Annotated in this window: 16 protein-coding genes, 2 rRNA genes, 1 pseudogene and 1 riboswitch; of the genes and pseudogenes, 4 read left to right on the top strand and 15 right to left on the bottom strand. The window is 70.8% G+C overall.

Annotated elements, in window-relative coordinates; translation table 11 throughout:
* Nucleotides 1–310 (bottom strand): annotated as a pseudogene (locus AB8Z75_RS15175) (CPBP family intramembrane glutamate endopeptidase); the annotation flags it as partial.
* 188 nt (nucleotides 311–498) lie between these two features.
* Here AB8Z75_RS15175 and AB8Z75_RS15170 point away from each other — a divergent pair.
* Nucleotides 499–2,343 carry a substrate-binding domain-containing protein gene (locus AB8Z75_RS15170; protein WP_369202143.1) on the top strand — a complete coding sequence of 615 codons (1,845 nt, stop codon included), beginning with the start codon at nucleotides 499–501 and terminating at the stop codon, nucleotides 2,341–2,343.
* A gap of 44 nt (nucleotides 2,344–2,387) precedes the next feature.
* Here the strand turns inward: AB8Z75_RS15170 and AB8Z75_RS15165 are convergent, their stop codons facing one another.
* Entirely contained in the window at nucleotides 2,388–3,884 is a 1,497-nt protein-coding gene (locus tag AB8Z75_RS15165; protein WP_369202141.1) for a glutamate--cysteine ligase, read from the bottom strand.
* Nucleotides 3,885–4,392: 508 nt separating this feature from the next.
* Between AB8Z75_RS15165 and AB8Z75_RS15160 the strand changes: the two genes are divergently transcribed.
* On the top strand, nucleotides 4,393–5,097 hold the full coding sequence (locus tag AB8Z75_RS15160; RefSeq protein ID WP_369202139.1) for a hypothetical protein: 705 nt from the start codon (nucleotides 4,393–4,395) through the stop codon (nucleotides 5,095–5,097).
* Nucleotides 5,098–5,431: 334 nt separating this feature from the next.
* Nucleotides 5,432–5,635, top strand: a complete 204-nt coding sequence (locus AB8Z75_RS15155) for a DUF5999 family protein (RefSeq protein WP_369202147.1) — start codon at nucleotides 5,432–5,434, stop codon at nucleotides 5,633–5,635.
* Between the two features lie 103 nt (nucleotides 5,636–5,738).
* Here AB8Z75_RS15155 and gcvP read toward each other — a convergent pair whose 3' ends face one another.
* On the bottom strand, nucleotides 5,739–8,651 hold the full coding sequence (gene gcvP / locus AB8Z75_RS15150; RefSeq protein WP_369202137.1) for an aminomethyl-transferring glycine dehydrogenase: 2,913 nt from the start codon (nucleotides 8,649–8,651) through the stop codon (nucleotides 5,739–5,741).
* A 187-nt stretch (nucleotides 8,652–8,838) separates the two neighbouring features.
* Nucleotides 8,839–8,936: riboswitch (glycine riboswitch) on the bottom strand.
* 136 nt (nucleotides 8,937–9,072) lie between these two features.
* On the opposite strand from gcvP, the gene AB8Z75_RS15145 reads away from it, so the two are divergent.
* Nucleotides 9,073–9,450, top strand: a complete 378-nt coding sequence (locus AB8Z75_RS15145) for a PRC-barrel domain-containing protein (RefSeq protein ID WP_369202135.1) — start codon at nucleotides 9,073–9,075, stop codon at nucleotides 9,448–9,450.
* Here AB8Z75_RS15145 and AB8Z75_RS15140 read toward each other — a convergent pair.
* From AB8Z75_RS15140 to AB8Z75_RS15085, 12 genes are all read right to left on the bottom strand, one after another.
* The gene (locus tag AB8Z75_RS15140) at nucleotides 9,366–10,892 is read right to left on the bottom strand and encodes a DNA polymerase IV (protein WP_369202133.1); all 1,527 of its coding nucleotides are present in this window, start codon (nucleotides 10,890–10,892) and stop codon (nucleotides 9,366–9,368) included. The genes AB8Z75_RS15145 and AB8Z75_RS15140 overlap by 85 nt on opposite strands.
* A 68-nt stretch (nucleotides 10,893–10,960) precedes the next feature.
* Nucleotides 10,961–11,605 carry a MerR family transcriptional regulator gene (locus tag AB8Z75_RS15135; RefSeq protein ID WP_369202131.1) on the bottom strand — a complete coding sequence of 215 codons (645 nt, stop codon included), beginning with the start codon at nucleotides 11,603–11,605 and terminating at the stop codon, nucleotides 10,961–10,963.
* Nucleotides 11,606–11,844: 239 nt separating this feature from the next.
* Nucleotides 11,845–12,318, bottom strand: coding sequence for a bifunctional nuclease family protein (locus AB8Z75_RS15130; RefSeq protein WP_027739117.1), 474 nt, complete (start codon nucleotides 12,316–12,318; stop codon nucleotides 11,845–11,847).
* Between the two features lie 74 nt (nucleotides 12,319–12,392).
* Nucleotides 12,393–13,148: a MerR family transcriptional regulator gene (locus AB8Z75_RS15125; RefSeq protein ID WP_369202129.1), complete on the bottom strand. Its 756-nt coding sequence runs from the start codon at nucleotides 13,146–13,148 to the stop codon at nucleotides 12,393–12,395.
* Nucleotides 13,149–13,165: 17 nt separating this feature from the next.
* Nucleotides 13,166–13,693, bottom strand: coding sequence for an FHA domain-containing protein (locus tag AB8Z75_RS15120; RefSeq protein ID WP_369202145.1), 528 nt, complete (start codon nucleotides 13,691–13,693; stop codon nucleotides 13,166–13,168).
* A 432-nt stretch (nucleotides 13,694–14,125) separates the two neighbouring features.
* Complete coding sequence (locus AB8Z75_RS15115) at nucleotides 14,126–14,950, bottom strand: DUF881 domain-containing protein (RefSeq protein WP_369202127.1); 825 nt, start codon at nucleotides 14,948–14,950, stop codon at nucleotides 14,126–14,128.
* Between the two features lie 5 nt (nucleotides 14,951–14,955).
* Nucleotides 14,956–15,288 carry a small basic family protein gene (locus tag AB8Z75_RS15110; RefSeq protein ID WP_016467540.1) on the bottom strand — a complete coding sequence of 111 codons (333 nt, stop codon included), beginning with the start codon at nucleotides 15,286–15,288 and terminating at the stop codon, nucleotides 14,956–14,958.
* The gene (locus AB8Z75_RS15105) at nucleotides 15,285–16,184 is read right to left on the bottom strand and encodes a DUF881 domain-containing protein (RefSeq protein WP_369202125.1); all 900 of its coding nucleotides are present in this window, start codon (nucleotides 16,182–16,184) and stop codon (nucleotides 15,285–15,287) included. The genes AB8Z75_RS15110 and AB8Z75_RS15105 overlap by 4 nt, the downstream gene beginning before the upstream one ends.
* Before the next feature lie 171 nt (nucleotides 16,185–16,355).
* Nucleotides 16,356–18,851 carry a sugar phosphate nucleotidyltransferase gene (locus tag AB8Z75_RS15100; protein WP_369202123.1) on the bottom strand — a complete coding sequence of 832 codons (2,496 nt, stop codon included), beginning with the start codon at nucleotides 18,849–18,851 and terminating at the stop codon, nucleotides 16,356–16,358.
* A 109-nt stretch (nucleotides 18,852–18,960) separates the two neighbouring features.
* Nucleotides 18,961–19,569: a CDP-alcohol phosphatidyltransferase family protein gene (locus AB8Z75_RS15095; protein ID WP_369202121.1), complete on the bottom strand. Its 609-nt coding sequence runs from the start codon at nucleotides 19,567–19,569 to the stop codon at nucleotides 18,961–18,963.
* 203 nt (nucleotides 19,570–19,772) lie between these two features.
* A 5S ribosomal RNA gene (gene rrf, locus AB8Z75_RS15090) occupies nucleotides 19,773–19,889 on the bottom strand.
* Nucleotides 19,890–19,975: 86 nt separating this feature from the next.
* Nucleotides 19,976–20,079, bottom strand: a 23S ribosomal RNA gene (locus tag AB8Z75_RS15085); the annotation flags it as partial.

Raw genomic sequence — 20,079 nt, 5'->3', positions numbered from 1 at the left:
CCTCCCGGGTGAGCAGGTGCGCCACCAGGGCCACGGGCACCAGCGCGGTGGCGATGCCGAACAGCTGCCACGCCAGGTCGAGCCAGGGCCGTCCGGGCGCCTGCGAGGAGTTGAGCCGCGCCGCCTGGTCGCCCAGCCCGCCCGGCTCCGTCAGCGCACCGACGAAGCTGATCAGCGAGGAGATGCCGCTGGCCCCCAGCGAGAGCGCCAAGACGAGCAGCACCTCCGTACGGAGTGTGCGCCGCTGGGCTCCCTCTTCGGGGAAGGCCGCCGCGCCGGGCGGCGGGTTGTCGGGCGCCTGTGCGCGCACACGAACCTCCTGTTGCATATGCCGTCTTGGCCTCGGTCGGGCGATCACGCCTCATCCGCCCCGTCACCACGCTAGGGTCACGGCAGCAGGTACAGGATCGTGCGCGGCGACCGGGGGGACGAGCGCCGACGGGGTGTGCCGCGCTCCCCCACCGGCGCCGGATGGCTTCCGGGAGGGGCGATCACGCCATGCCACGACACAGCTTGCCCGACGAGTCCGGTACGCACGGGCCGCGGGGGCCCCACACCGGGGAGCCGTCCGGGCGCGTGTCCGCCCGTACGCGGCACGGCGCGCGCGGGCGCGCACGCCGACGCACCGTGACCCTCGCCGTGGCACTGGTCGTCGCGCTGGGGGCGGGAACGGTCGTCGCCGCGCGCACCGGAGTGCTCCCCTTCGGCGGAGCGTGCGACGGTTCGACGGTCGAGCTGCGCGTGGCCGCCACGCCCGAGATCGCTCCCGCCCTGCGGACCGTCGCCGACCGGGCACGCGAGGAGAACGCCAGATCGGACGGGCGCTGCCTGGACGTCCACGTCAGCGAGCGTACCGGCGCCCACATGGCGACCGCGCTGAGCAAAGGCGGCGGCCAGGCGAAGGACTTCGACGTCTGGCTGCCGGACTCGCGGATATGGACGGACCGCGCCTCCTCCTCGGGACGGGCCCCCAGCCTGCGTCCGCTGGGCAGCGTCGCCAGCTCACCGCTGACCCTGGCCGCCGTCCCCGCGGCGGCCGAGGAGATGGGCTGGCCCCGCAAGACCTACTCGTGGGCGCGGCTCGCCACCGCCGCGAACGGCGAGGGGGGCCTGCGCGTCGGCACCGCCGATCCGGCCCGCAGCGCGACAGGCCTGCTGGCCCTCACCCGGATCCAGAGCGCGACGGCCGAACAGGGCGCGGACGCCTCCGAGACGGCAGCCGCCGGTGCCGCCAGACAGCTCGCCGAGCGCACCGCCCCCGGCGACTCGCAGATCCTGGCGACCCTGCCGCACGACACCTCAGGCGCCGAGCTGGGCAACCCGCGGCGCAACCAGGCCCTTCTCCTGTCCGAGCAGGCGGCATACGCCCACAACGGGAAGCGGGACGGCGCGCCCGGGCTGCGGCTCTTCTACCCCGGCTCCGCGAAGGACGGATCGACCGTCCTGGACTACCCGTACACGCTGCTGGAGACCGGCCGGCGCGACACCGCGACCAGCCGGGCCGCCACCCGGTTCCAGACTCTCCTGGGCGGCACCGCGGGCCGACGGGAGCTGCTGCGGCACGGCTTCAGGACGCCCGACGGCGAGGCCGCCGGGGGCGTGGCGCGCACCGCCGGGGCCCGCGCCCCCCAGCCCTACACGGCCACGCCGGGCGAGCCGCCCACCCCCGAGGAGGTCCGCACGGCGCTGGGCATGTGGACGATCACCGTGCAGAGCGCCCGTTTCACCCTGGTGGTCGACGCCTCGGCCTCGATGGCCGCGCCCGTGCCCGGCCGCCCCGGACAGTCCCGGATGGACGTCACCAAGGCGTCGCTGTCGCAGGGGCTGACCCAGTTCACGCCGCGGGACGAGGTGGGGCTGTGGGAGTTCTCCACCCGCCTGTCCGGAAACAGGGACTACCGCGAGCTGGTGCCACCGCGCCGGCTCGGGCACGAGGACGGCGACGGGACGACCCAGCGCTCCCGGCTGACCAGGGCGTTCGCGGGCATGGAGCCCATACCCGGCGGCGCGACCGGCCTCTACGACACGACCCTGGCCGCCTACGAACAGGCACGCGAGCAGTACGCGAAGGGCAGATTCAACGCGCTCGTCGTCCTGACCGACGGTGCCAACGAGGACCCTGGCAGCATCTCGCGCGCCGAACTGGTGGCCGAGTTGGAACAGTTGAGCGACGACCAGGCGCCGGTGCCGCTCATCGCCATCGCCGTGGGCCCCGACGCCGACGAGAAGGCCGCCAAGGAACTCGCGCAGGCGACCGGCGGCTCCGCCCACCAGGTCAGTGACCCCGCCCAGATCCACCAGGTGATCCTCAAGGCCATTGTGGAGGCGGGCAGCCGCAGCTGACCCGCCCCCACCCGACCCCGGACCTGCCGGAGCCAGGGCCCTGGCTAGAACCCGTCGTCCCACGTGTGGACGGCCGCGCCGTCGGCGGCCCGGTCGCAGTAGGCGCGGGTGACGGCGGCCAGCGCCTTGTCGCGGTCGAGTCCCGACTCCAGCGCGCCGCGGTAGGCGGACGCCTGCCAGGAGGCGCCGTTGACCCCGCGCCGGCACCGCTCCTCGATCACCGTCAGGTAGCGGTCGCGGTCCGCGGGCTCCACGCCCCAGGCGTCGAGTCCGGCGGCGGCCAGCGGCAGCAGTTCCTCGCGCACCAGCCGGGTGGCGGGCCGCCGCACCAGCCCCGTACCCCGCCCTGAGCGCGGCCACCACAGCTCCGCGTCGATGCCGTGGCGGCAGGCGGCGTCGAAATTGCGCTCCGCGTAGGCGAACGGCATGCGGTTCCACACCGGCCGGGGGTCGTCGGCCAGCGCCCGCACCAGCCCGTAGTAGAACGCGGTGTTGGCGAGCACGTCGGTCACCGTCGGGCCGGCGGGCAGCACCCGGTTCTCCACCCGCAGGTGCGGCGCACCGTCCACGACGCCGTAGACGGGACGGTTCCAGCGGTAGACGGTCCCGTTGTGCAGCGTCAGTTCCGGCAGCGACGGCACCCTGCCGGCGGCGAGCACCTGCTGGGGGTCCTCCTCGTCGCACAGCGGCAGCAGGGCGGGGAAGTAGCGGACGTTCTCGTCGAACAGGTCGTACGCCGAGGAGATCCAGCGCTCGCCGAACCAGGTGCGCGGACGCACGCCCTGTGCCCTCAGCTCCGGTGACCGGGTGTCGGTCGCCTGGAGGAAGAGGGGAACGCGCGACTCGCGCCACAGCTCGTGCCCGAACAGGAAGGGCGAGTTGGCCCCCATGGCGATCTGCGCACCGGCCACGGCCTGGGCCGCGTTCCACACGTCGGCGAACCGCCCTGGCGTCACCTGCAGGTGCAGTTGCACCGAGGTGCAGGCGGATTCGGGCGCTATCGACTCGGACGTGGTCGCCAGGTGCTCGACGCCGTCGATGTCGAGGGCGATCTCCTCCCCTCTGGCCGCCATGATCTGGTCGTTGAGCAGCCGGTAGCGGTCCACGTCGGTGAGGTTGGCCGCGGTCAGGTCCCGAGGCGTCAGGGTCGGCAGCGTTCCGATCATCACGATGCGCGCCTCGGCCTCACGGGCCTGGCGGTCCGCATAGGCGAGGCCGGTACGCAGTTCCTCGGCGAGCTGGTCGAGAACGCGGCCCGAGAGCGCGTGCGGAACGATATTCACTTCGAGGTTGAACTGTCCCAGTTCCGTCTGGAAATCGGGGCTCGCGATCCGCTGGAGAACCTCGGCATTCACCATGAGCGGCTGGCCCTGGGCGTCCGCGAGATTCAGCTCGATCTCCAATCCCATCAGGTTCCTGGGCCGATCGAACCTCTTCTCCTCCAGAAGCTGCCACAGCCCCTCCAGGCACGTGTGCAGCTTCTGCCGGTACCGCCGCCGGTCGGACAGGTCGAACCTGTCGGCGACGACCTTCTCTCCCATCGGGGACTTCCTCCCTGCTCGCGGCTGGCGCCGGGATATCTTTGGGGCGTGCGTGGCCGAGCGTGCACCGATAATGCCCTGCCGGGCCGCGGATAACGCCTGCCGGGGCTGACCGGGCGGGTAACTGCCGCTAGGCTGGCGCACGCCGGACGGCACATTCCTTCGGCATACGGCGGCGTCCCAGCCCAGCGGCATCTCCTTGTGAGAAACACCGACCACAACAGGCCGACCGCGTTTCCACCCGCGTCCGAGGTCATCCCCGCTCACGTGTCGTCAGTGCAGGTGAAAAGGGCACGGATTCGACCGGATATCCCCTTCCGGTAAACACCGGAGCACGTTAGCGGAAACCCCACTCGAACACATCTCGTATAAACTGCACCGACGAGGCAGAGACTTGGCGACCCGATCCGCCGTCGACCCCTCCCGCCGCGCTCGCGGCCACCTTCGCGCCGACACCGCCGTCGCGCCCCCGCCAGCACCGTGTGTCTCCCGAGAGAGGCGACCCGCCATGCCGCTGCACGTATCCGAGGCCCCCGCCCCCGCCCTGCGCAGTGTCCTGACAGCCCTCGGCTCGCCGACGGCTGTCAGAGGCACCCACGCCCCCGCGGCGCTCCGCGCGGCCGAGGGCCATCTGCGTCCCGAACTCCCGCTCCCCGCCTACGAGATGGCCCGCGTGGCGCCGAACACCGACGAGCGGACGCACTCGCGCGAGCGCACCGAGGACGCGGCCGTGGGCCCCCTCACCCGCCTGACCGGCTGGCGGTTCTTGCTGCGCGACGAGACGACCGACGCCGCAGGCCCGCACGGCGCGGCCTACGCGGGCACCGCCGAAGCGGTCCTGACCGCGGACGGCTGGGCCTTCGGCCAGTTCCGGCAGGGCCCCTACGTGCTGTCCACGGTGCGGGCGGTGCGCCAGGCCGAGGCGCTGCCGACGCCTTACCAGCCCCGGCTGCTGTCGGTCCCAGAGCTGTACATGCTCACCCTGTGGTTGCACCGCGACACCTCCGCCGACCCCGCCGAGGGCGTTCCCGAACCGGCCGACCTGCTGATCCCGCTGGCCCCCGCGCCGCCCGGAATCGCCGCACACACGGCGCAGCGCGTGGACGCGCTGCTGCCCGTGCTGACCCGCCGGCTGGTCGCGGCTCCAGCCGTGCGGCCTGAGTCGGAGGCCACCGGCACGGAAACGGCCCCGCTGCTGCGCACGTCCGCCTGACAGCCGTCCCCACCGGTGTGCCGCGGCAGACGCCGCGTCCGCCGGTGTGCTTGTCGTAGGTGGACCACGCGGCCCCGCTCTCCTGCCCCCGGACGTACTAGTCTTTTTCGGCAGCCTCAACCCCCCACAGGTACTGGCCCGTTGGACGCAACCGCCCGCACGGGTGACGCGTCTGAGCGGTTGGGTACGTGCTGACGCGAAATCCCTGCGGATTCGAGCCAGCGGCGGAACACTGGGAGATGGACCGGAACGGACCACGGTTTACGGGGGAACGGCCATGCAGAGCAAGCGCCGCAGGACAGACGCCATCACACGACGGAAGACGACAGCGACAATGTGCCAGCACCAGCCACTGTGCCCGACAGCCGACTCCGCCGACAGGGAGGCCGCGCACCCCGTGGCCTACCACCCCGAGCAGGGCTGGAGCCTGCTCTGCAACGGGGTCCTTCTCTTCGAGGACACCGGTGAGCTGCTGCCGGACGGCCGGATCATCGCACCGCACCGGCCGCTCCGCACCCGGCATGTGACGGCCGCCTGAGGGCGCACCCGGCAGCGGGAACGTGTCAGGCCCTGTGCGGTGTGCGCCGCACAGGGCCTGACACCTTCCCGCACGCCGCCTTCCGGGCGGCGCGCGCGCTCACCTACCCGGCCTCGTACTCCGCGACCGGCGGGCAGGAGCACACCAGGTTGCGGTCACCGTAGGCACCGTCGATCCGGCGCACCGGCGGCCAGTACTTGTCGGCGGCCTTGACGCCCGCGGGGAAGACGGCCTCCTCGCGGCCGTACCCCTGCCGCCACTCGCCGGCGAGCATCGCGGCGGTGTGCGGGGCGTTGCGCAGCGGATTGTCCTGCGCGTCCCACTCCCCCTTGCCGACCTTCTCGATCTCGGCACGGATCGCGATCATCGCCTCGCAGAAGCGGTCCAGCTCCGCCAAGTCCTCGCTCTCGGTGGGCTCGATCATCAGCGTCCCGGCGACGGGGAACGACATCGTCGGCGCGTGGAAGCCGTAGTCGATCAGCCGCTTGGCGACGTCGTCGATGCTCACGCCGGTCTGCTTGGTCAGCGGCCGTACGTCGATGATGCACTCGTGGGCCACCAGCCCGTTCGGCCCCGTGTAGAGCACCGGGTAGTGCGGCTCCAGGCGCTTGGCGACGTAGTTGGCGCTCAGCACCGCCACCTGCGTCGCCCTGCGCAGTCCCTCGGCGCCCATCAGACGCACGTACGCCCACGAGATGGGCAGGATGCCCGCCGAGCCCCACGGAGCGCCGGAGACCGGCCCGATGCCCGTCTCGGGGCCCGCGGCGGGCTGCAGGGGGTGGTTGGGCAGGTAGGGCGCCAGGTGCTCCCGCACGCCGATCGGGCCGACGCCGGGACCGCCACCGCCGTGCGGGATGCAGAACGTCTTGTGCAGGTTCAGGTGCGAGACGTCGGCGCCGAAGCGGCCCGGCTTCGCCACGCCCAACAGCGCGTTGAGGTTGGCGCCGTCCACGTACACCTGGCCGCCGGCCTCGTGCACGGCCGCGCACACGTCGCTGATGTGTTCCTCGAACACGCCGTGCGTCGAGGGGTAGGTGACCATCAGCACGGCCAGCTCGTCGCCGTGCTGTTCGATTTTCGCGTGCAGGTCGGCCACGTCCACGTCACCGTTGTCGCTGGTCTTGACGACGACGACCTTCATGCCCGCCATCACCGCGCTGGCCGCGTTGGTGCCGTGCGCGGAGGACGGGATGAGGCAGACCGTCCGCTGCTCCTGCCCGTTCGCGCGGTGGTAGGCGCGCACGGCCAGCAGCCCGGCCAGTTCGCCCTGGGAGCCCGCGTTGGGCTGGAGGGAGACCCTGTCGTAGCCGGTGACCTCGGCGAGCCTGTCTTCCAGTTCGCGGATCAGCGTCAGGTAGCCCTCGGCCTGCTCGGCGGGGGCGAAGGGGTGCAGGGAGCCGAACTCGGGCCAGGTGACCGGCTCCATCTCCGTGGTGGCGTTCAGCTTCATCGTGCACGAGCCGAGCGGGATCATGCCACGGTCGAGCGCGTAGTCGCGGTCGGCCAGCCGGCGCAGGTAGCGCAGCATGCCCGTCTCGGAGCGGTGCTCGTGGAAGACCGGGTGGGTCAGGTACTCATCGGTGCGCAGCAGCGGCTCGGGGAGCGCGTCCCCGGTCGCGGCGTCCAGTGCCGCGAAGTCGCCCGTGCCGTCGTCGCCCAGCACCCCGAACGCCCGCCACACGGCGGTCAGGTGCTCGCGCCCGGTGAGCTCGTCGCAGGTGATGCCGACGTGGTCGGCGTCGGTCAGGCGCAGGCCGACGCCGGCGTGGCCGGCCCGTTCCACGATCTCGGCCGCCCGGCCCGGTACCCGCGCGGTGACCGTGTCGAAGAAGGCGTCGTGGACGATCTCCACACCGCCGTCCCGCAGTCCGGCGGCGAGCAGCGCCGCGTAGCGGTGCGTACGGCGCGCGATCGCGGCAAGTCCGTCGGGGCCGTGGTAGGCCGCGTACATCCCGGCCATCACGGCGAGCAGCACCTGCGCGGTGCAGATGTTGCTGGTGGCCTTCTCGCGGCGGATGTGCTGCTCACGGGTCTGCAGGGCGAGGCGGTAGGCCTGCTCGCCGTCGGCGTCCTTGGACACGCCGACGAGGCGTCCCGGCAGGCTGCGCGCGAACGCGTCACGCACCGCCATGTAGCCCGCGTGCGGCCCGCCGAAGCCCATCGGCACCCCGAAGCGCTGGCTGGAGCCGACGGCGATGTCGGCGCCCAGCTCGCCGGGCGACGTCAGCAGAGTGAGGGCGAGCAGATCGGCGGCGACGGTGACGACCGCGTCCAGCTCGTGGGCCCGCTCGATGACGGCCCGCTGGTCGCGTACGACGCCGGAGACGCCCGGGTACTGGAGCAGGACGCCGAACACGCCGCGGTCGGCGACCTCGTCGGGGATGCCCTCGGCCAGGTCGGCGACGACGACCTCGACCCCGGTGGGCTCAGCGCGGGTACGCAGCACGGCGACGGTCTGCGGCAGGCACTCGGAGTCGACCAGGAAGACGGTCGAGCCGCGCTTGCCCGCCTTGCCGACGCGGCGCGAGAGCGCCATCGCCTCGGCCGCGGCCGTCGGCTCGTCCAGCAGGGACGCGCCCGAGGTGGGCAGCCCGGTCAGGTCGGCCACGACGGTCTGGAAGTTGAGCAGCGCCTCCAGTCGCCCCTGGGAGATCTCCGGCTGGTACGGCGTGTAGGCGGTGTACCAGGCCGGGTTCTCCATCACGTTGCGCAGGATCACCGGCGGCGTGAACGTGCCGTGGTATCCCAGGCCGATCATGGAGCGCTGCACCTGGTTGCGGTGCGCGAGCGAGCGCAGCTCGGCCAGCACCTCGGCCTCGCTGCGGACCTCGGGGAGCGCCAGCCGCTCGGTGCTCTTGATCACATCGGGCACCGCCGCCGCGGTGAGTTCGTCGAGCGATCCGTAACCGACCTGGGCGAGCATCTTGGCCTGCGCGGCCACGTCGGGCCCGATGTGCCGGCTCTCGAACGGTGTGCCGCTCTCCAACTCGGTCAGCGGGATGCGGTGGGAAGTCATCTGCGGGGGCCTCCTGGTCTGTGCGACCTCGGGGGGCACCTTCCACGGGTGCCCGTTCGGCCTCCCCCTCTGTCATCCGGACCTGAGAGTTTCACCGATCCGCCCCACTGACCGGACGCTCGGCTTACACCGTCGGTGAGGGGGACATCGGCGCTGGTCCGGGGCCCGCCCTGCTTTCCAGAGTGACCTCGTCCGTGCGGTACGTGAGCCTGAGAGATTCCGGGGAGGAGTTGCTCCTTCGGCGCCCCCGGAAACCTGACCGGAGGACTCTCCCGCACGGGGTCGACAGCCGTTTACGAGCGTATCAGCGAGCCCCTTGGTGGTAACCCGGAGTGTGTTCAAGTGGCCAGTGGCCGAAAAGTACCGTTTCGTAGTGAGTACGAGCAGGAACAGCATGTCGCAACCCGTGGGAGGGAGATCCGTGCAGACCGACATAGACCCGCGGAGCCTGATCGGCCGCAAGGCGTTCGACAGCCGGGGAGACAAGATCGGCACCGTCGACGAGGTGTACCTGGACGACGCCACCGGCGAACCGGAGTGGGCGGCCCTGCGCACCGGAATCTTCAGCCGCGACGCCTTCGTACCGCTGGAGCCCTCCCGGCTGGACGAGACAGGTCTGCGCGTGCCCTTCGCACGCGACCTGATCAGGGGCGCGCCCGACTTCGGCGTGGGCCGCCACCTCTCGCCGCAGCAGGAGCTCCAGCTCTACCGCCACTACGGTCTCGACACGCCACTGCCCCACGAGGCGCCCGCACCCGCTGACCGCGACTTCGGGCGGATAGCCGGCGCCGGGGACTGACCCTCCCGGCCCCCGGGACCACCCTCGGGGACCGGTGCGGCCCGCCGCGCCAGCGCCTCGGCGATGCGGGCATCCAGCATCACCGGCTCGGCCGGCTCCAGCTCCGGGTCGTCCACGGCGAACGTCCGCACCCTGCCCGGCGGCGTGTCGGGCTCCTCGAAGCGGACGGTCACCTTCCCGACGCCGCTGCCCTGCACCCAGCCCCGGCCGTGCGCCGCATGCCGCACGTCCCGGCCGGGAATCCACTGCCGGTCGGCCGGCACCGCGGCATCCGGCTCCTCCACGACCCCGCTGTCCCGCTCGGCGTCCGCCTCCGCGGCCTGCCGCGCGGCCTCGGCCTCCGCCTCGCTCCGTGCGGCCTGGGCCTGCGCGAACAGATCCTCCTGCGTGAAGTCCGCCAGGCCGCTGACGCCCACGCCCAACAGGCGCACCCCGGCCGTGGTGTCCACGCCGTCCAGCAACCGCAGCGCCGCCTCCCTCACGACACCGGGATCGTCGGTCGGCCCCCGCAGGGTCTCCGACCTGGTCAGGGTCGAGAAGTCGTAGCTGCGCACCTTGATCACCACCGTGCGCCCCGAGCGGCCGGCGGCGCGCAGCCGCGTCACGCAGCGCCCGGCAAGCCGCTCCACCTCCAGCCGCACCCTGGTGCGGTCCGTCAGATCGACGTCGTAGGTGTCCTCGACGGACACCGACTTCGCGTCCCGCTCCGCCACCACCGGTCGCTCGTCGATGCCGTGGGCCATGGCGTGGACCGAGGCGCCGTGCGCCTTGCCCAGCAGCCGCAGCAACTCGTCCGCGCCCGCCTCCGCCACCTCGCCGACCGTGGTGATACCCGCGCGGCGCAGCACCTCGCCCGTCGCGGGCCCCACCCCGGGCAGCGTCCGTACCGACATGGGCGCCAAGCGGTCCCGCTCGGTGCCCGGTTCTATCAGCACCAGGCCGTCCGGCTTCGCCTCCTCCGAGGCGATCTTCGCGAGCATCTTGGAACCGGCCAGCCCCACGGAGCCGCTGAGCCCCGTCGCCGCCCGGATGTCCCGCCGCAGCCGCTCACCGACCTGACGGGCCCCCTCGGCGCCGCCCTGCGTGCCCGCCAGCGCCTCATGGGCCTCCAGGTCCACGAACGCCTCGTCGAGGCTCAGCGGCTCCACCAGCGGCGAGAGCGCGTGCAGCAGCTCCATCACCACCTCGCTCACCGCGCGGTAGAGCCCGAAGCGGGTGCCCAGATAGGCCGCGTTCGGCGCCAGGCGCCTGGCCTGCGCCGTGGGCGTCGCCGAGTGCACGCCGAAGCGCCTGGCCTCGTACGAGGCGGTGGAGACCACCCCGCGGGGGCCGAGCCCGCCGACCACCACGGGTTTCCCGCGCAGGCTCGGCTTGGATGCCTGCTCCACCGCGGCGAAGAAGGCATCCATGTCCAGATGCAGGATGGTCGGCTCGGTCCTCACACGTCCGATGCTGCCGCACGGCACTGACAACCGGCCGACCCGCCCGGCTCGCGGCGCGCTCCGCCCCGTTATCCGGCGCGGTTGCGGCGGCGGGCCAGCTCGTCCTCCGGGTGGTCGCCCACCAGGGTCTCCCCCGTGTCGACCCGCTCCCCGTGCAGCTGGGAGAGGGCGCCCTCGACGTCCTTCCACACCACGCCCACGGCGATCCCGAAAACCCCCTGGCCGCCCTGGAGCAGATCGACCACCTCGTCGGGCGAGGAGCACTCGTAGACGGTCGCCCCGTCGCTCATGAGCGTCATCCGTGCGAGATCGGTCCGACCGCGCGAGCGCAGGTGCCGGACCGCGGCGCGGATGTTCTGGAGGGAGACACCGGTGTCCAGCAGCCGTTTGACGATCTTGAGGACGACGATGTCGCGAAAGCTGTAGAGCCGCTGGGAGCCCGACCCGTAGGCGGGCCTGATGCTGGGCTCCACCAGCCCGGTGCGGGCCCAGTAGTCCAGCTGGCGGTAGGTGATGCCGGCCGCTGAGCAGGCGGTCGGTCCGCGGTATCCGACCTGTTCTGCCGGGGATTCCGCCGCTTCGCCCGGGGCCCCGTCCGGCCGGAGACCGGCGGGGGGCCGCCCTGCGGGCATGTCCCGGCCGGAGGCCGTGGGCGGACCGTCGAGTAGGGACGAATCGCCAGCCGCCGTACCTTCGCCGCCGGTGCTTGCCACGCCGACCTCCGTCCTTCACATCCCGGGTTACCCCCGGAACCTGCCCACATGAAGGTAGGCAGTCACTCCGAGTGCGTCAACGATCGCCACACTCGGCACGGCGAGTGATAATGCCCCCAGGAGTGGTTTCGCGTGTCCTCGGCCGGGGAACAGCTGGCCGGATGACCGCCGCCTCCGGCGGCTGACGCGCACGCCCCCCACGCCGCGTCGGCGGACGCGGCGTACGGCGAGCAGAGGCGTCACTGGCTGCTGGTGCCGAAGTCCTCCGGGGAGATCTGGTCGAGGAACTCGCGGAACTTCTCCACTTCGTCCTCCTGCTCGTCCGGAATCGCGATACCCGCGTCGTCCAGCACATCGTCACTGCCGTAGATCGGCGTGCCGGTGCGCAGCGCGAGCGCTATGGCGTCGGACGGACGGGCACTGACTTCCACACCACTGGCGAAAACCAGCTCCGCGTAGAACACGCCTTCCCGCAGGTCCACAATGCGGACCGCGGTCAGCTCCTGACCCACTGCTTCCAGGACGTCCTTGAACAGGTCATGGGTGAGTGGGCGTGCGGGGGTCATGCCCTGCTGGGCGAAGGCGATCGCCGTCGCCTCCCCGGGGCCGATCCAGATAGGGAGGTAGCGGTCGCCTCCCACTTCTCGCAGGAGCACGATCGGTTGGTTGGTGGGCATTTCCACCCGGACACCCACGACGTCGAGCTCATTCACACAGCAACCCTAGGCCGTGCCGCGCCTGTTTGGGTAGTCGGGCAGCCGTCCGGCGACGGCACCGGTGTGCTGATTCAGTCACCCGAGGTGCCCGGTACGGCCTGCACGAAGGCCGCGTAGAGCCGCGCGGACAGCTCGGCCAGCTCCCGGACCCTTCCGTCGGCCAGCTCTCTGGTGCGGGCATCCGGGTGCCTTCTGAGGGACGCCACGGTCTGCTCCGCGAGATCGAGCTGGCGGTCGGCGCAGATCTTCAGAGCCCGCAGATGGCGTGCCTCCAGCCCGTGCCGGCCCAGCTGTGCCACCAGGCGCGCCGCCGCCAGCTCTCCGTGCCCGTACCTGCCGTCCTGCCCGGCGCGGAGCAGCCCGTACTCCTCCCACGCCGCGAGCTCGTCGGGCGCCGCCGACACCGCGGCCAGCAGCTCCTCCCTGTCCAGGCGCACGGCAGCGGGCGGACCCGCAAGCTCCCGAGCCGTCCCCGCGCCCTCCGGCTCGTCCGACGAAGGCGGCACGGCGGGCGGGCAGGTGCCGTCCGCGGCGCCTGCCAGCTGCTCCCTGATCACCTTGAGCGGCAGGTAGTGGTCCCGCTGCATGCGCAGGACGTGACTGAGCCGCGCGACGTCCTCGGCTCGGAACTTGCGGTAACCCGCCGGCGTCCGCGCCGGTTCGACCAGGCCCTCCGCCTCGAGGAAACGGATCTTGGAGACGGTGACCTCGGGAAACTCCTCACGGAGCGCTTGCAGGACGGCGCCGATACTCATCGGACCGCTGCCCTGACCTGCGTCCTCGGCGGCGGTGCCCACCCGGGCACCGCCGGACGGCGTGTGCGGCACGAGCCTCCCTGGGGATCTCAGACGGTACGCGGACTCCCGTAGAAGACCAGGCGGTACTTGCCGATCTGCACCTCGTCGCCGCTGGCCAGCGGGACTCCCGCCTCGATGCGCTCACGGTTGACGTAGGTGCCGTTCAGGCTGCCGACGTCGGAGACGGTGAAGACGCCGTCGGAACCGCGCCGGAACTCCACGTGACGACGCGAGACCGTCACGTCGTCGAGGAAGATGTCGCTCTCCGGGTGACGGCCCGCTGTGGTCAGCTCACCGTCGAGCAGGAAGCGGCTGCCGGAGTTGGGACCACGCCGCACGATCAGCAGCGCCGAGCCCAGCGGCAGCGCCTCCACGGCGGCCTGCGCCTCAGGGGGCAGCACAGGAGCGACGTGCTGGCCCGTCGACTCCGAGTCGTAGGCCTCCAGCCCGGAGATGGAGATGGTCGACGTCGTCTCGGACGAACCCTCCGCGGGCACTCCGCCCCGCAGGGGGGCGCCGCAGTTGGAGCAGAACCTGCTCGCTTCGGCGACCTGGGCTCCACACCTGTTACACACCGGCAAGGCAGAACCTCCACCTGGATTTGAGGTTTGCGGTGCCTGGGAACCTATGCGCCCCTGCGTACCGGGGTCAACAGAAAACGCGCTGTGACCACCCGAATTGTCGCCCGCGGGTCCGGCCACCTCGTCGCGGAACAGCGGGCGCTCACCGCCGGCCCCCGGGGCGGCACCCGTCACCTCCGTGTCACGGGGCGCACGGTGCCGCGCGGTACCCGTGTCACCGCTCCGGCGGCCCTTGCCGAACAACTTCGCAAAAAAACTCACGGGCGATTCCCCTCGCACGAAACAGACCCGCCCGTGGGGCAGGACAGACCCTCGATGCTCTCATTGGTCACTCTCGACGCCCGTCTAACGTCCGTGACCTGTAGACAGTTTCCCTCACGCGGTGCCCGGCCGGCCCGCCGACCCCCCGCAACTCTTCTCACCATCTCACCGCGATGACGACCGAGCGTAGTCAGGCCGCTTCGCCTGTCGCAAGGCGTCCACGGTGACCTTCTCCGAGCGCGACACATCCACTGTGGCCTGCTTGTTCTTCAGTGTCTGCACGACTCCGCCAGGGATGTTCAGCGCCGGTTCCAGGTCCGCGGGCTTGCCGATGACCTCGAACCGGTACGGCGGGTCGATCTTATGCCCGTCCACGTTCACTCCGCCGCCACTGTCGGTGAAATAGGTACTCGCCACCACGCGCACCCCGTTGATTTGCATCGCCTCGGCCCCCGCGGCCCGCAGCTCCTGGACGGCATCGAGCAGCGTGTCCGAATCGGTGGTGCCGGCGCGGTCGTTGATCGTCATACGGATACCGGGCCCCTCGGCCGCCACCGTACCGGCGAGAACACCCAGTTGCGCCGCCTTCTGCCTGGTCTGCTTACGGGCCTCTTCCGCCTGGTCGGAGCTGCTCTCCAGCTCGGTGCGCTGCCCGGTCAGCTTCCGCTTCTCGTCCTCCAGCCGCTTGGTGCGGTCGTCGAGCTCGTCCAGGATGCGCACCAGGTCCTCCTGGCGGGCTCCGCGCAGGGCGCTGTTCTCGCTGGTGGACCGCACCTGGATGGCGAGCCCCAGGCCGAGGACGAACAACAGAAGCGCCACGATGAGTTGGGCACGCGTCACCCTCGGGGGCCAGACGGCCTTCGCCAGCCGTTGCCGCCCGGTCAGCCGCGCGGTCCCCTGGTCTGTGGACGCCGTCTCGTCCGCCGGCCCTTCCGCACGCTCCGGCCGCTCCGGCGGCAGTTCCTGCCGCGGCCTGCGCTCGTCGCTCATCGGCCTCACGCCCGGAAGACGTGCCGGCGGATGGCGGCGGCGTTGGAGAAGATCCGGATGCCCAGGACGACGACCACTCCGGTGGACAGCTGGGCACCGACCCCGAGCTTGTCGCCGAGGAAGACGATCAGCGCCGCCACCACCACGTTCGACAGGAAGGACACCACGAAGACCTTGTCGTCGAAGATGCCGTCCAGCATGGCGCGCAGCCCGCCGAACACCGCGTCCAGCGCGGCGACGACAGCGATGGGCAGATAGGGCTCGACCGCCATCGGCACCACGGGCCGGACGACGAGTCCGGCCACCACTCCCACGACGAGGCCCAGTACGGCGATCACGATGTGCTGCCCTTCCCTGTTCGCACAGGCTTCGCTGTTCTCAGAATCAGACTCGGCGCGGCCGGCAGCCGGACCTCGTCCTGGACGGAGATGCTGGTCTTCGCCCCGTAGTCCTTGTGCAGGATGTACAGATACTGCCCGTCGACGCTGTCCTGGAACGTCCTGCTGAACTTCTGACCAGGACCCACGGCAAGCAGCGTATAGGGCGGCACCAGAGGCTTGTTGTCGACCAGGATCGCGTCTCCCGCCGCGCGGATGGCCGAACGCGACGTCAGACGCTGACCGTTGATCGAGACGGCCTCCGCACCCGCCGCCCACAACCCGTTGACGACCCGCTGCAGATCGCGGTCGCGGATCCGCCCCGTGTCGGAGAACCCGTCGCTCTTCCTGGGCCCGTCGCCGTCGCCCGACCCCGCGTCCTCCGCGTCGTCCACCACCAGCTTGAGACCGGGGCCCTTGACGGGCGTCGCCCCGGCCAGCAGCGCCGCGGTGCGGCCCCGCTCGTCGCCGTGCTTCTCCAGGGCCTCGCGCTGCTCGGCCTCCACGGAGGAGCGCAGCTTGTCGACGTCCTCGCTCAAGCTGTCGGCTTCCTTGCCGCCCGACTCGATCCGCTCGATCAGCTCCTGCTTCTCCTTGGCGATGCTCGGCGCGGAGATGCGCGCCTGCGCCGCGCCGACGGTCACCACCAGCGCGGCCAGCACCAGCCCCACCGCCAGGCCGAGCTTGGCCCGCAGGGTGCGCGGCATCCGGGAGCGGCCCGCCTCGCCCCGCCGGGCAGCCGCCTCCGCGTACCCCTCGTCGAGGCTGTGCTCCATCACGTTGGTCAGCAGCGACATGGAGGCATCGGGCCGCGGAAACCGCGACAAGGTGCTCCGGCTGGGCTGCTGCTGCGACATGCCGCACATCGTCGCACGTGACGCCCCATGCCACCGAACGGACCCACCTCTACGCCGTGCGGCGGGACTTGCCCCTGCCGGGGGCACGCCCCGCCGCGTACGGCGCGACCTGGTGCGGCTCGCCGACGGCCACGGCGCTCCAGAGGACCGGGGCGCCACCCGGCCGACGGCTCAGTGGCCGGCGCTGTCGACCACGGCCGCCCACTCGTCCAGCAACGCCTGCGCCGAGGCCTCGTCGGGCCCCTCGGCCCACAGATGGGTGACGGCTTCCGCCGGGTCGGGCAGCACCATCACCCAACGGCCGTCGGACTCGACCACGCGCACCCCGTCGGTGGTGTCGACCGACCTGTCCCCGGCCGCCTCCACGACCGTGCGCATCACGAGCCCCTTGACCGCCCACGGCGTCGGCAGGTCACGCCGGCTCACGTGCGCCTGCGGGATACGCGCGTCGATCTGGCTGAGGGTGAGCTGCGTACGGGCCACCAGTCCGATCAGCCGTACGAACGCGGCAGCGCCGTCGAAGACGGAACTGAACTCGGGGACGATGAACCCGCCGCGCCCGTCGCCGCCGAAGACCGTCGCCTCGTCCCGGCTGACCCGCGCGAGATCGTCGGTCGAGGTCGTCGTCCACTCGACCTGGGTGCCGTGGTAGGCCGCGACCTGCTCGGCGATCCGGGTCGTGGTCACCGGCAGCGCCACCCGGCCGCTGCGCCGCTCCGCGGCCACCAGGTCCAGCATCACCAGCAGCGCGCGGTCGTCCTCGACGATCCTGCCGTGCTCGTCCACCAAGGAGATCCGCTCACCCACCGGGTCGAACCTCACCCCGAACGCCGCCCGCGCCGAGGCCACGATCTCTCCCAGCCGCACCAGACCGGCCCGCCGGCTCTCCGCCGTCTCCGTCGGACGCGACTCGTCGAGCCCCGGATTGATCGTCAGCGAGTCCACACCGAGCCTGCCGAGCAGACTCGGCAGGACCAGGCCCGCGCTGCCGTTGGACGCGTCCACGACGACCTTGAGACCGGACTCCGCGATCCCCGTGGTGTCCACGGCACGCAGCAGGGATCCGGTGTAGGAGTCGTAGACGCTGGAGGGGAAGCTCAGGTCACCGATCTCCCCCGGGAAGGCGCGGCGGTACTCCTGGCGCGCGTAGACCCGGTCCAGCTTGCGCTGCTTGGCCTGGGACAGGTCGGCGCCGCGCTCGTCGAAGAACATGATGTCCACCGAGTCCGGCACCCCGGTAGTCGTGCGGATCATGATGCCGCCCGCACTGCCCCGCGCCGTCTGCTCGCGGGCCACCGGAAGCGGCACGTTCTCCAGATCACGCACGTCGATGGCGCTCGCCTGGAGGGCGGAGATGATGGCGCGCTTCAGCGCACGGGCCCCCCGGGAGTGGTCACGCGCCGTGCAGACGGTCGAACCCTTCTTCAACGTCGTCGCATACGCGCCCGCCAGCCGAACGGCCAGCTCGGGCGTGATCTCCACGTTCAGGATGCCGGAGACGCCACGCGCCCCGAACAGGTGCGCCTGCCCGCGGGACTCCCAGATCACGGACGTGTTGACGAACGCGCCGGCCTCGATCGTCTTGAAGGGGTAGATCCGCACGTTCCCCTGAACGATCGATTCCTCACCGATGAAGCACTCGTCACCGACGACAGCCCCGTCCTCGATCCGCGAGGCCCGCATGATGTCGGTGTTCTTGCCGATGACGCAGCCGCGCAGGTTGCTCTGCGGGCCCACGTAGACGTTGTCGTGCACCACCGCACGGTGCAGAAAGGCGCCGCTCTTGACCACCACGTTCGACCCGATGACGGAGTGCTCGCGCACCTCCGCGCCCGACTCGACCTTCGCGTAGTCACCGATGTACAGCGGGCCGCGCAGCTCGGCTTCCGGATGCACCTCGGCGCCCTCGGCAACCCACACGCCGGGCGAAATCTCGAAACCGTCCCGCTCGACGTCCACCTTGCCCTCGAGCACGTCGGCCTGCGCCTGCACATAGCTCTCGTGCGTGCCGACGTCCTCCCAGTAGCCCTCGGCGACATAGCCGTAGATCGGCTTGCCCTCCTCCATGAGCCGCGGGAAGACATCACCCGACCAGTCGACCGACGTGTCCGCCTCGACGTAGTCGAACACCTCCGGCTCCATCACGTAGATGCCGGTGTTGACCGTGTCGGAGAAGACCTGCCCCCACGTCGGCTTCTCCAGGAACCTGTCGACCTTCCCGTCCTCGTCCACGATGGTGATACCGAACTCCAGCGGATTCGGCACCCGGGTCAGACACACGGTGACCATCGCACCGCGCTCCCTGTGGAACCGGATGAGATCGCTCAGGTCGAAGTCCGTGAGCGCGTCACCGGAGATGACGAGGAACGCGTCGTCCTTCAGCGCCTCTTCCGCGTTCTTGACACTGCCCGCCGTGCCCAGTGGCTTCTCCTCGTGGGCATAGCTGAGTTCCATGCCGAGCTCTTCACCGTCACCGAAGTAATTCTTGACCAGCGAGGCCAGGAATTGCACGGTCACCACGGTCTCGGTGAGCCCATGACGCTTGAGCAGCTTCAGCACATGCTCCATGATCGGCTTGTTCACCACTGGCAGGAGCGGCTTGGGCATGCTCGCGGTCATCGGACGAAGGCGCGTGCCTTCGCCACCAGCCATCACGACGGCCTTCATGTCGGAAGCGTCCTCCTCATACAGACGACGGTCATACCGACCCTCACCCCTCCAGGATGGCCCACAAAGCCGAATTCAGGGCAGTCGGCCTCCGAGCGGAGGCGGGTGTTCAGTCGGTTTCAGCATCCGCGCTGATCAGACGGCGGACCTGGACCACGTAAAGGATCCCTGCCCACCAGTAGAGCGCAGTACCCCAACCGGCGAAGGCCCATCCAAAGATCGCAGCGAGTGACGCCAACCATCCACTTCCGTCACTGAGCAACAGCAGCGGGAAGGCGTACATGAGGTTGAAGGTGGCGGCCTTGCCGAGAAAGTTGACCTGGGGCGGCGCATAGCCATGACGGTCCAGGACCCACACCATGACCAGAAGCAGCACCTCGCGGGCCAACAACGCGATCGTCAGCCAGAGCGGGAGAATCTCGCGCCAGGTCAGACCCACCAGCGTCGAGAGGATGTACAGCCGGTCGGCGGCCGGATCGAGAATACGGCCCAGGCTGCTGATCTGATTCCACCGGCGGGCCAGTTTGCCGTCGAGATAGTCGCTGACCCCGCTCGCAACGATCACGAGGAGTGCCCACAGATCGCAGTTCGGCCCGCCGAACTCCGGCCACAGGATCAGCCACAGGAACACCGGCACGCCGACCAGACGAGCCATGCTGAGGATGTTCGGGATGGTGAGGACCCGGTCCGTCTGGACCCGTGTCTCCTGGACCTCCACCCGTGACCTCCTGTGTGAACGTGCCGACGATGCCCCCTGACCCTACCGGGCGCCGCTCACCCAGCGTGCACGGGGTGGCATGAAGGGTGGGCGGACGGCCGCGCGCCGGCGGCACTCTCTCGCGGCTCCTCGAAAAGGAAAAGAGCCCGGCAAATGGAAAAAGCCCCGTTGGCGTGAGCCAACGGGGCTTTCCCTCACATGTAGTTCGGCGGCGTCCTACTCTCCCACACACTCCCGCATGCAGTACCATCGGCGCTGAAAGGCTTAGCTTCCGGGTTCGGAATGTAACCGGGCGTTTCCCTCACGCTATGACCACCGAAACACTATGAAACACAACCGGCACAACCCCAAACGTGGGGGTGCTCGGGTTGTTGTCTCAGAACCCACACAGTGGACGCGAGCCTCTATGGACAAGCCCTCGGCCTATTAGTACCGGTCACCTCCACCCATTACTGGGCTTCCAGATCCGGCCTATCAACCCCGTCATCTCCAGGGAGCCTTACCCTCTCA

Source organism: Streptomyces sp. PU-14G (assembly GCF_041028275.1).
Classification (GTDB): Bacteria; Actinomycetota; Actinomycetes; order Streptomycetales; family Streptomycetaceae; genus Streptomyces.
Note: the sequence above shows the minus strand (reverse complement) of the source record. Positions and strands in the feature narration are given on the sequence as shown.